This window comes from Spirosoma horti, from assembly GCF_054776595.1.
Window position 1 is genome coordinate 931,013 of the sequence record NZ_BAAHBQ010000001.1, and the last position, 12,917, is coordinate 943,929.

At 51.2% G+C, this 12,917-nt stretch carries 6 protein-coding genes; 3 read left to right on the plus strand and 3 right to left on the minus strand.

Annotated features, from left to right (window positions below):
- The first annotated feature begins 39 nt into the window (after nt 1–39).
- The 3 genes from ACYVAM_RS03900 to ACYVAM_RS03910 are packed head-to-tail and all read left to right on the plus strand — an operon-like array spanning nt 40 to nt 6,262.
- Nucleotides 40–1,155, plus strand: coding sequence for a DUF4249 domain-containing protein (locus ACYVAM_RS03900; protein ID WP_461064101.1), 1,116 nt, complete (start codon nt 40–42; stop codon nt 1,153–1,155).
- Nucleotides 1,156–1,181: 26 nt separating this feature from the next.
- Nucleotides 1,182–3,581 (plus strand): hypothetical protein, encoded by a 2,400-nt coding sequence (locus tag ACYVAM_RS03905; protein WP_461064103.1) that lies wholly within the window; start codon nt 1,182–1,184, stop codon nt 3,579–3,581.
- A gap of 53 nt (nt 3,582–3,634) precedes the next feature.
- Nucleotides 3,635–6,262 (plus strand): glycosyl hydrolase, encoded by a 2,628-nt coding sequence (locus ACYVAM_RS03910; RefSeq protein WP_461064105.1) that lies wholly within the window; start codon nt 3,635–3,637, stop codon nt 6,260–6,262.
- Between the two features lie 67 nt (nt 6,263–6,329).
- Here the strand turns inward: ACYVAM_RS03910 and ACYVAM_RS03915 are convergent, their stop codons facing one another.
- From ACYVAM_RS03915 to infB, 3 genes are all read right to left on the minus strand, one after another.
- On the minus strand, nt 6,330–8,441 hold the full coding sequence (locus ACYVAM_RS03915; RefSeq protein ID WP_461064107.1) for a BatA domain-containing protein: 2,112 nt from the start codon (nt 8,439–8,441) through the stop codon (nt 6,330–6,332).
- A gap of 74 nt (nt 8,442–8,515) precedes the next feature.
- On the minus strand, nt 8,516–9,220 hold the full coding sequence (locus ACYVAM_RS03920) for a metallophosphoesterase (protein WP_461064109.1): 705 nt from the start codon (nt 9,218–9,220) through the stop codon (nt 8,516–8,518).
- 149 nt (nt 9,221–9,369) lie between these two features.
- Complete coding sequence (gene infB / locus ACYVAM_RS03925; protein ID WP_461064111.1) at nt 9,370–12,780, minus strand: translation initiation factor IF-2; 3,411 nt, start codon at nt 12,778–12,780, stop codon at nt 9,370–9,372.
- Between the last annotated feature and the right edge of the window lie 137 nt (nt 12,781–12,917).

A 12,917-nucleotide genomic window follows, 5' to 3' on the forward strand; every position in this document is an offset into this window, starting at 1 on the left:
ACCGAAAAAGAATGACACAATGATTAACGCTTTACACGTATGAAAAACGCAGCTATAAAAATCTTCACCTGGTGGCTCATCCTGCTCGTTGGCGGGTGCGTAGATCCCTACCGTCCACCCGAAATTACATCGCCGGGTAGTTATCTGGTGATGAACGGATTCTTCAACAGTGCAGCGGGCGCCACATCGACGATTCAGTTATCCCGCTCCCAGAACCTGACGGATACCAAAACCCCGACCGTGGAAACGAAGGCCATCGTGACAATCGAAAGCCAGAGTAAAGCCACCTTTCCCCTGGTAGAAGGCAACGCTGGCACGTATACGCTGTCGGGTGTAACGCCCCAAGCGGGGGAGACGTACCGCCTGCACGTGCGAACGGCCAAAGGAGTGGAGTACTACTCGGACTATGTTCCGCTGATTAAGACGCCCCCCATTGATAGCGTTAGCTGGCGGATAGAAAACGACGGCGTCCAGATCAATGTGAATACCCATGATCCAACCAACAATACACGTTATTACCGCTGGGAGTACGACGAAACCTGGGAGTACTTTACGCCTTACTATTCAACGCTGGAGTTGAAGAATAACCAAATTGTTGACCGCCAGTTCAGCGTCAATCAATGCTGGCGCAGCGGCAGTTCCACCAACATCATGACCACCTCCACAACGCGGCTTAGCCAGGATGTTGTGAGCCAGTTCCCGTTGGTCTTTGTCTTGGCTAATTCGAACAAGCTGAGCGTCAAATACAGCATTCTTGTCAGGCAGTTTGCCCTGAGCCAGCCGGGATTCGACTATTATGATCAACTGGCTAAGATAACGCAGAACATCGGCTCTATTTTCGACCCTCAGCCCTCGCAGATTACGGGAAACCTACACTGCACCACCAACCCGAACGAACTGGCGCTGGGCTTCTTCCGGGTAGGAACGGTGGAAACCAAACGAATCTTTATTACTTATACTGACGTGCCATTCCGTACGGTCACGGGCTACGACGGCTGTGTGATCGATACCTTTACGCAGGCTGATATCATAAAATTTCAGTCTGCTCCAATCAAAAAATATGGTGAGACTAGTAGGTACCTGGTCTCCTCTGAGTTTTGCGTGGATTGCCGCTTACTGGGCGGTGTACTGACGAGGCCCAGTTTCTGGAAGTAATTACTCTCTGCCGAACAAGCTTTCTTATGCCGATTTCTCTACAACGCGTATTCTTTGGCCTGCTCCTTGCCAGCAGTCTTTGGTCCTTTGGTCAGGCTCCATCGGCCAATACACTTGTGCAGTCATTTGATACATACCGACGTCAAGCGCTTCAGGAAAAGCTGTTTGTGCATACCGACCAGGCCTTTTACCTCACCGGCGAGACGATGTGGTTTAAGGTGTATTATGTCGATGGAACGCGCCATCAGCCCCTTGATGTCAGCAAGGTAACGTATGTCGAATTACTCGATAAGGAACACCAGTCCGTTCTCCAAACGAAAGTGACCCTCGGCACGGGTGGCGGTAATGGCACGCTGTTTCTGCCGTCCTCGCTCAATTCAGGAACGTATCTCCTGCGGGCCTACACCAGTTGGATGAAAAATTTTAGCCCCGGCTTTTTCTTCGAAAAGACCCTTACGCTCGTCAATCCATTTAAGCCACTGGGACTGCCTTTGCTGCAGGAAACACCCAACTATGAGATTCAGTTTTTCCCCGAAGGTGGTCATCTGGTACAGGATCTTCCCGGTAATGTGGCGTTTAAGGTTGTCGATGCATCGGGTCATGGTGTGGCCGTTCGGGGATGGCTGCTGAACGAGCGAAATGATACGCTGGCAAAATTCTCACCTCACAAGTTTGGTATCGGAAAATTTGCCTTTACGCCACTGGCCAACACCCGTTATCGGGTCCTGATGACCGACGAAAAAGGGCGGCTAGTCACCCGGCCACTCCCACCAGTGGACTCTCAGGGCTATACCATGCGGCTCGACGAAGCGACGAACGACCAGCTTAAAATAACGGTTAATACCACCCTGGATAGGGCCTCGACAGTCTATTTGTTTGCCCATACCCGAAATGAAGTTAAAGCCGCTGAACAGCGGTCTATCCAACGCGAAACCACCTTTATAGTGGATAAAAAAGCGTTGGGTGAAGGCATCACTCACCTGACTATTTTCGACGCCGATCGCAAGCCCGTTTGTGAACGGCTCTATTTCAAACGCCCCACAACACCCCTGACGATTGGCCTCAAACCTGATCATAAACAGTATGCCTCCCGCACCCAGGTCACGCTTGATGCGCTTGTCGAAGCGTCTGCGGCACAGCCAAAACAGGCTGCGTTGTCGGTATCCGTTTATCGGCTCGACTCCCTGGCGGGTATGGATTCGGGCAATATCCTAAGTTATTTATGGATGACCTCTGATTTGCAGGGACAAATTGAATCGGCCGACTATTATTTACAATCCGAAACGGCCGAGGTTGCCCAGGCAACCGATAATCTGATGCTCACCCACGGGTGGCGCCGGTTCCGGTGGAACGACATTCTCGGCAGCCAAACCACAACGGCATCCAAACGATCATTTATTCCCGAACATAACGGATTACTCATTCAGGGAACCGTAACGGACCCCGCATCGGGCAGGCCCATGCCAAACGTGATAACCTATCTGTCATCGCCCGGTAAACCACTTCGGCTGTATGTATCCAGAAGTAATGCCGACGGGCAAATCCGTTTTGAGATGCAGGATTTCTACGGACCAAAAAACGTTCTGGTACAAACTAATCCAAAGGATAGCCTTCTGAAACTGACGATAGCGAATCCGTTCTCGGCCTCCGTATCGACCACGCATTTGCCGGAACTGTCCGTCATGGAGTCGCAAGCCGATCAGCTCCTTAACCGCAGTGTGGCCATGCAGGTACAGGCTACGTACGGGGGCGACCAGGCCATCCGATACCGATACCCGCTAGTAGACAGCTCCGCGTTTTATGGAAAACCCGTAGAATCCTATGCCCTGGATGCGTATACGCGTTTTCCCAGAATGGAAGAGGTCTTGCGGGAGTATGTGCTGGGCGTAATGCCCCGAAAAAAACAGGGCCATTTCCGGCTCTATGTTCCCAATGAACCGTATCGGACTTTTTTCGAAGACCCATCACTGGTGCTGCTGGATGGTGTTCCTCAATTTGACATGGATAAAATTATTGATTTTAGCCCCTTAAAAATCAAGCAGATCGATGTCATCACGAATCATTATTTCATTGGTCCGGCTTTATTTCCGGGCATTATCAGTTTCATGTCCTACAAAGGTGATCTGGCAGGGTTCCCGATAAGCCCCAGTGTGCTCAGGCTGGACTATGACGGATTGCAGCTACAGCGGGAATTCTATTCACCCCGTTACGAGACGGAAAAACAACTCAGCAGTCGCCTTCCCGACGCCCGAACGTTGTTGTACTGGAATCCTGACCTTAAGACCGACGCCCAGGGCAAAGGTCGGGTTCAGTTTTATACCTCCGATCAGACGGGGACCTATGTTGTGGACGTCAATGGTTTGACGACCGATGGCCAGGCCGGTAGCCAGCGTGTGCTGTTTGAGGTAAAAAACAACCCGAAGTAAGTGAGTACGGGCCGTCCGTACGTCGCTCGTTCATTTGTTCTCCTGCAATTTCCATGAGATCCATTTTCCTCGCTGGTCTGGCACTGGTTTTAGGACTGAACACATCGCGGGTTTCCTTTGCCCAGGCTCGCGTAACGTCGGTTAATCAACAACCTGCACCCAGCACCGCTCGGCCCTGGACCTATTGGTGGTGGATGGGAAATGCCGTGACCGAAGCCGATATTACGAACCAGCTCGAACAGTTTGCGCAGGCCGGCATCGGGGGCGTTCACATCATCCCGATTTATGGGGTAAAAGGCTACGAGAAAAAGTTTATTACCTTTCTGACGAATCGCTGGCTGACGGTGTTTGCGCATACGGTTCGTGAAGGAAACCGGCTGGGCATGGGCGTTGACCTGACGACCGGAACTGGCTGGCCTTTTGGTGGACCCGGTGTCTCGCCCCATATGGCGGCTAAAAAGTGGGCGCTGGAAAATGGCAAACTGACGGCTACACTGACCAATCAGCAGGTAAAGCGACCAGCACCGGGCGGACAGGGGCTGGTCATTGACTACTTTAGCAAACAGGCCGTAGAGCAGTACCTTCGCCGGTTCGACTCCACCCTGGCTCATTTGCCCGAAAAACCCCGTTCCGTTTATAATGACTCCTACGAAGTATACGGTGCCAACTGGACGGCCAATTTCCTGATCGAATTCAGGAACCGGCGCGGCTACGATCTCAACAGCCAGCTGGCTGCTTTTTTGGATACCACGCAAACCGAAACCAGCCAGCTCGTTCATCAGGACTATCATCAGACACTGGCCGAATTATTACTCGATGGCTTTGCCAAACCCTGGGCCAACTGGGCGCACAAAATGGGTTATAAAACCCGCAACCAGGCACATGGCTCGCCCGGTAACCTGATCGACCTCTATGCAGCCGCCGATATTCCCGAAACCGAATCGTTTGGCTCCAGCCGATTTCCAATTCCTGGACTGCGCGTGGATGCCAACTACGAAGTCGACCGGTTTGGTACGCCGAATCCGCTGGCCATGAAATTTGCTTCGTCGGCGGCTCACCTGCTGGGAAAACCGCTGGTCAGTTCAGAAACCGGCACCTGGCTGGCCAACCATTTTCAAGTCTCGCTGTCGCAGATAAAGCCACAGGTAGACGAGCTGTTTACGGCGGGTATCAACCACGTTTTTTATCACGGCATACCCTATTCGCCACCAGCCGAGACCTGGCCCGGCTGGTTATTTTACGCATCGACCAATTACGGACCCACGTCGCATTTCTGGCCACATCTGCCCCTGCTGAATCAGTACATCGAACGCTGCCAGACACGCTTGCAAACGAGCAAACCCGACAACGACATACTCGTTTACTTCCCTATCCACGATGTATGGACCACACCCGCCAAATCGGCAGGCGGCATCCACCAACTGGAAGTTCACCATGTAGAGAACTGGTTATTACCTCAGCCGTTTGGTCGGTTATGCGAGCAATTGACTGAGAAGGGCTACACCTTTGATTATGTCTCCGACGCATTACTGAACAGCCTGACGGCCAGCAGGCAGGGTGTTCGTAGCCCCAGTGGCGCCATGTATCCGGTTATTCTGGTGCCCCGGACTACCTATATTCCCGAAACTTCACTGAAGCAACTAGCAAAACTGGCTCAACAAGGCGTACGAATTGTTTTCGAGGGGCAGTTGCCCCAGCAGGCAGCCGGTTTTTATAAGCATCAGGCCCGATCGGCAGCCGTGCAGCAACTGGGTAAAATGCTTCGAAAGCTTCCGTCGGTCGTGGTTAGTACCGATGTTTTCCAAACGATGGAACACCTGGGTATCCGAGTAGAAAGCTGGGCAGCTCAGGGTTTATCGTTCATTCGTAAACGACAGAAAACCAGTAATTCGGCAGATACCATTCAGTACTTTATCACGAATCTGGGAAATCGCTTTCATCAAGACTGGCTTACACTTTCGGCGACGGGTCAGGCCGTTCGCTATAACCCACTGACGAATCAGCAGGAATTTCTCTCCATCCGAAAAGGCAAGAACGGGCGGAATAACGTTTTTTTACACCTTGAGCCGGGAGAGTCCTGCTTCATCAATGTCTGTTCAGGCACACCCGCTTATATCGATGCGGCCGGACAACAACGACTCACTTCGGAGTCGACAACACCAGCCATTCCATTACAAAACCCCTGGCAAGTGCAATTCGGGAAGGGGTATCCGGCTCAGGGGCGCCCGGTATTAAGCACGCCTGCCAGTATGCCGAACTTGGTTTCCTGGACTACGCTTTCCGATTCAGCAGGTTATTTTTCGGGTACGGCCCACTACACGACCACCTTCGATTTGCCCAAGGGTGCAACCGCGTCAACGTATGTGCTTACGCTAGGCGATGTGCGCGAAGTAGCCGAGGTACAGCTAAACGGCCAACCGCTGGGGACGGCCTGGTGCATTCCTTTTCAACTGTCCATTCCAGCTAATCGATTGAAAGCAAGCGGAAATACGCTGGACATTGCGGTCACCAATCTGTCAGCCAATTACATACGACTCTACGACCGGCAAAACCCCGGCTGGAAAAAGTTCTACGATATCAACATTGTCGACATTCGCTATAAACCATTTGATGCCACAACATGGGATGCTCTACCCTCAGGCTTGCTTGGCCCCGTGACGTTAACGCCAAAGACAAGATAGGTTGTTGACGACTTCATTTATAACCGTATACCTACCAATGTGGCAGATTACGCCATGATTGTATAGATTAGCCCTTCATGAAACGCACGAGCCCTACTTCGAGCAGCATAAACGCCAGAGCAGCTAACAGAAAGTACTTCCACAGGCTTTTACCCAGATTCTGCTGCTCCAACACCTGCACGAAATCGCCATCCTGAATGCTGTCAAACACTTCGACATTCGGTTGATTAGCGAAGACTTTGCGTAATTCGTCCGCTGAATAAAAGTTCATTGCCGACTCCTGATTGCCGTGGTTGAAAGCCAACAATCGCTCGGTTTTGTCTGATCCGTCATTACGGGTTAGCCGTAGCTCATAATAGCCGGCTTCCACTTCCTGACCGGCAGCCAGTTCGTTACTTTTAGGCATTTCAAGCTGGAGTTGGTTGCCAACAATGCGCTGAATAGGTATAATTTCTAACTTGTCATGCTTGAGCTTATAAACCGCCCGCTCCGATGGGTTGCTGACTGGAATCGTGATCAGGTTGTCATCGAACGAATAAGCCGTGCGTTGCGCCCGAACACTGAGCGCAGCCATTTTATACATAATCGGTACAAACAACGCATGTTCAGCCAGATTACCGTATGCCGATGCAAGCGGACTAGCCAATAGGTAGACGCTTCCTTGGGCCGTACCGCCAATCACTTTCGACTGCGTTAATAAAGGATTTCCGTCACGCAGGCTCAATATGCGCTCACCAGCACGCCAACGCCAAACGGGAGCGGCCGTTGGCATATTCAACGGCTCCGATTGATAACTTTGTTGAAAAACATCCCGGAAAAACGGATTTCTCCGGTCGGGGTCAGCCACGGGTAACGTGGTGGGGGCATCCCCCGCTGTTGCCGTCGACTGCACACCGCCTACACCCAGGGCTTGCAAGAAAGGGCCATACGAGTTAACATTCGGGCTTGTGGGTGGGATAATTGTTAAACTACCGCCCTGCCGGACAAACCGTTCCAACTCCGTACGAAGTGTACCTGTCACATCGGTAACGCCTTCCATAATCACCAGATCCGTTTCTTTAAGCTGGCCCACATCAAAGTTTTGCACATTGAAACTCCGCCGGACAAACAGGCTATCATTGGAATAAACCGCATCGACATAATCGGCTGAACGATCTGACGGACCTGACTTTTGCTCGTATAAATGCAGCACCCGAACCGCCGGAGAGGCTTCAATGACGAAGAAATACTGGTTATCGAACGTAATGGGGTAATCTTCAAACACAATGCGGCCCCGGTGGTAGCCTTTTGACGTTACGTTGAAATTAAGCGAAACCGTGGCCGTACCATCGGGAGCTATCGTGGCTGAAGCCGTTGATGTTTGCGTATCGTCCAGATACAACCGTATGGCCAGGTTTTTCACATTCTCCCGGCCCGCATTATTCAATTTTACGTTCAGGCTGTTGTTCTGCATCTCACGAATGAAGGGTGTAGAAAGCCACACCGAATCAACGTAGACGTTTTTCGTTGCTTGTGCATCCAGCGGTACAATAAACAGCCGATCCGTTGTATCAATCCTAAGTCTGGATAAATCGCCTGCGGTGCTCTTCTGAAAATCAGAAAACCAGAAAAGCTGATTACGACCACCTGGATTCAACGAACTCAACAAATTCCGTTGCCGACGATAAACTGTTTCTAGCGTGCGGGGGGTATGGGCAAACCGGATGGAGGATACACGATCCCGAACCGATTCGGCGGTTCCGGCCTGCTGCTCGGCGGCCGAAAAATCGTTGGTTAATAACTGAAGCGAGGTCGCGTTACGAAATAGTGAGAGTAGCTCGTCCAGTCTGCTGATGGCAATATCGAGGTATCGTTTCGTGTTCCGTTCATTCTGCATGCTGAACGAGTTATCGACATACAGACTCGTTACACCTTGCCGGGATAAACCGAGCTTATTCTTGCTGGGAATAAAGGGTTGAGCGAAGGCCAATACCAGAAACGCCAGGAACAAACAACGACAGGCCAGAATGAGCCAATGTTTCAGCCGACGAAATGATTTCGTTTCGGTTTGCACTGTCCGCAGCAGGGCGACATTTGTAAAGAAGACCCGCCGAGTTCGCCGAAAATTAAACAGGTGAATGGCAATCGGAACCGATACGGCTAGCAGACCAAACAGAAAAGAAGGATAGAGAAAATTCATTCAGGGTATTTTCGGCAAACAGGTTTTTTATACTAACGACCGGCTATAAGCCTTTCGTTTCTTTAGTTCCCAAGTTAATCAGGTATTATGACTTCGTAAAATGCCGTTTTGGTTTGTAACACATCCGTATAAGTAATAGAACCCGTTTCGTTACCTGTTGTTGTGAAGTCGGCTACGGGCGTATGGCCAACAACCTGCTGAAAGCCAGCCAAAAAATCCCTTCTTGTTTCGGAACGGTCAGCCCATACGGGTCCACTGAACGCATCGGAACCACCCCGAACAGGGCCAACCTCGAATAACTTGTCCCGGTCGCTTCCGGATAGCTGATTTGTCTCATTCAATAATCCGGCCAGATTACCTGCCGAACTGATCTCAGATGCGTTATTACCGGTTTGGAGCAGAAAACGAGTCAGCCACTTATTGGTCACTCCGGCATGCGTAAAGAGGAAATTACCCTCTTGATGAGCAATCTGAAACAGATTCTTGTATTCCGCAAACAATGCGCTTAATTGGGGCTGTGCCCGTTCGCGAAATCCCGAACAGCGATAGTAGGGAAAATGCAGGTATTGCGCATCATGATTACCAATGAGCAGCACAAACTTATCGGGCTGACGGCCTTTACACCGAATGATCTCTTTCAGATTAGCATAAATCGTCCCATCATCGAAAACATGGCTATCGGTATAATCCCCTAGGAAAATAACTCGGTCATACCCTTCTGTGTGTGCTTCTTTCCAGACGGTTCGCCCGTGCAGGTCGCTTATGGTTAGAATATTCATCCCGTTAAAATCGAACCATAAGATACAAAAAGCCCCGGCAGGAAAACCTACCGGGGCTTATATCTGAATCTGGATTTGTGTGATTTTTCTGACAGACTATGATTCTATTTTCAGAGTGATCAGAAAAACCACATAAATCCAGGTTCAGATTAAAGTGTCCGTTTCACTTCTTTCAGTTCGAAGCTTTCGATCACGTCACCGACTTCGATGTCGTTGAAGTTCCGTACGCTCAGACCACATTCGTAGCCGAACTTCACTTCACTAACGTCTTCCTTGAAGCGTTTCAGAGCGCTGATTTCACCCGTATGCACCACAATGAAGTCCCGAATGATCCGGATTTTGTTATTCCGCTTGATCGTACCTTCGGTTACGTAACAACCTGCTACAGTACCAATTTTACTGATCTTAAAGACATCTCTTACCTCGATGTTACCAACAATGACTTCTTCCACAGTCGGAGCTAACAGCCCTTCCATAGCGTCTTTCACTTCGTTGATCGCATCGTAGATAATTGAGTAAAGCCGTATTTCAATCTGCTCCTGCTCGGATAGTTTCCGGGCACTGGCCGATGGCCGGACCTGGAAGCCAACGATGACCGCATCTGAAGCTGACGCCAGCAATACATCCGACTCGGAGATCTGTCCAACCGCTTTGTGGATGATGTTCACCTGTACTTCTTCCGTAGACAGTTGCAGGAGTGAATCCGAAAGAGCTTCGACCGACCCATCCACGTCGCCTTTCACAATTACATTCAACTCTTTGAAGGTACCGATTGCCTTCCGGCGGCCAATTTCTTCCAGTGTGATGTGCTTGCGGGTTCGCAATGTTTGCTCACGCAATAGCTGTTCCCGTTTGTTTGCGATCTCACGGGCTTCACGATCAGTTTCCATCACGTTAAATTTATCACCCGCCTGCGGAGCACCCGGCAAACCAAGAATCTGCACAGGTTGCGATGGTCCCGCTTCTTTAATCCGCTCACCCCGGTCGTTTGTCATAGCCCGGATGCGACCATAATGAGCGCCAACCAGCATGATATCGCCTTGGTGAAGCGTACCGTTCTCAACCAGAACGGTTGAAACGTAACCGCGACCTTTATCGAGCGACGCTTCAATGACCGTGCCTAATGCCCGACGTGACGGGTTAGCCTTCAGTTCAAGCAGTTCAGCTTCGAGTAATACTTTTTCAAGTAGATCGTCAACACCAAGACCGGATTTCGACGAGATTTCCTGCGCCTGGTATTTACCGCCCCACTCTTCGACAAGCATATTCATAGACGCCAGCTCAGTCCGGATTTTTTCAGTATCGGCACCCGGTTTGTCTACTTTCGAGAAAGCAAATACAATCGGAACACCAGCTACCTGAGCGTGGTTAATGGCTTCGCGTGTTTGCGGCATGATGCTGTCATCAGCCGCAATGACGATAATAACGACGTCAGTTACTTTAGCACCCCGTGCACGCATGGCCGTAAAAGCTTCGTGACCTGGTGTGTCGAGGAAGGTGATCATCCGATCGCCATTGTGTTTTACGCTGTACGCACCAATGTGCTGCGTAATACCACCGGCTTCCCCGGCGGCAACTTTCGCCCGACGGATATAATCAAGCAATGATGTTTTACCGTGGTCAACGTGACCCATGATGGTTACGATTGGTGCCCGTGGTTGTAACTCACCGGGCTCATCGGCTTCAACATCGATACTAGCTTCTGTTTCGTCTTCCGCTGAGATGAACTGAACATCATAACCAAATTCATCGGCAATAACAGTAATGGCCTCCGCGTCGAGACGTTGGTTGATCGATACGAACATACCCAGGTTCAAACAAACTGAGATTACTTCATTGATCGACACGTCCATTAACGAGGCTAAGTCATTGGCAGATACGAACTCAGTAACTTTCAGCGTTTTTGCTTCCAGTTCCTCCTGTTCGTTCATCAAACGACGATCATCTTCGCGTTGGCTACGGCGATCGCGCCGACGGTCGGCTCCACGGTTCGGCGTGTTACCGCGCATCCGGGCGTTCGTCTGTTGAATGGACTTTTGAACGTCTGCCTGTGTAGGTGCTTCCCGACGACCGGTTCCTCCCCGGTTAGCGTTGTTGCCCGTTCCACCCCGGTTGGCATTGTTGCCGCTCCGGTTGGCATTGTTGCCCGTTCCACCGCCCGAACGATTATTATTATTAGTGTTGGCGTTGTTACCCGTTCCGCCCCGGTTGGCATTGTTGCCGCCCTGACCCGTTCCAGTACCCCCAGCACGATTTGCTGGTGCAGCGGTACGATCACCCTGGCCTTGCGGACGGTTACCATCACGTGGTGCAGCGGTACGATCACCTTGGCCAGTTGCCGGAGCGCGGTCGCCTTGTGGACGATCGCCCTGTGTCCGGTTTGCCGGGCCACGATCGCCTTCACGAGGAGGACGATTACCGCCCTGTCCTTGTGGTTGACCGCCACCCTGATTTGGCTGACCGGGGTTGCTGCCGCCTTCGCGACCACCGCGAATACGCTTACGTTTTCCTTTCTTATCGACGTTGTTGCCGCCACCACCCTGACGTGGGTTATTAACGGGTAACTCAATTTTGCCAAGGATTTTCAAACCACCTAGCTGGTGACTACCGGCTGCGCGGATCGTTTCCGTTGCTGCATCCGGCTCGTCAGCGGGGGCCGGTTTAGCGGCTGGCTGAGCATCTGGTTTCGGCTGGTTGTTTGCAGGTCGATTCTCCCTTGGCTTTTCCTGTGCTGCTGGTTTCGGTTCTTCCTGCCGAACCGGGGCTGGAGTTGCTGGCTGTTCGACAACTGCTTTCGGCGGAGTCGGTACAGGTGTTGATTCAACAACTACTGGCTTAGGCGTCTCCACAGGTTTGGTATCTGCTTTAGCAGTACTAGCTTGTGGCTCAGTTACAGCTGGTGCAGAAACGGGTGGTGTCGAAACAGGTTTTGCTTCGACAGGTGGTGTTGGCGTGGGCTTTGGCGTTTCTACAGCAACCGGCGGTGCTACGGGAGCAGGCGGTGCTGGAGCAGCCACAGGCTTTGGCGTTTCCACCGCAACTGCCGGAGCAGGCGGGGCCACAGCCGGAGTAACCACGGCCGGTTTCACCTCCTGTGGTGCAGGAGCTTTCGCTTGCGGAGCAGGTTGTGAATAGGCAGGCTTTGCGTTCAAATCAATTTTACCCAACACTTTCAACCCTGGCAAACCGGTCTGAGCGGTTTGTGGAGTTGGTTTCTGCTCTTCTGGAGCAGGTTTAGGTAAATCAGCTGGTGCTGAGTCTGGTTTGTTTTCAACATTTGGACGTCTCGCATCATCACGACGGTACAAAACGACATCCTCCTCCTGACGACGCGGTGGCTCGGCGGCTGCAACCGGCGGTTCAGCCCGGCGAGTTCCGTTCAGGAGTTCCGTAGATTTATACTCCTTCGCTAACACCTCCAACTGTTCTGTGTTGATTTTGGTGTTAGGATTAATTTCAACCTTAAACCCTTTGGCAGACAGACTACTCGCAACAGAGGATAGTCCCTTGTTGAGAATTTTTGCCACTTGGCTCAGGCGCATTGACTTTTCTTCTGCCATACTTCGGTCTATATTCGGCAAATTTAATAGTTGTTGGTAAGGTATGAACACCAGTTCCAACAATAAAAATCCCTTCTCTTCAATATTGAAGCGTTTAGGGTGTAAAAAGAGGAATAAATTAACAAACGCCTATTCCT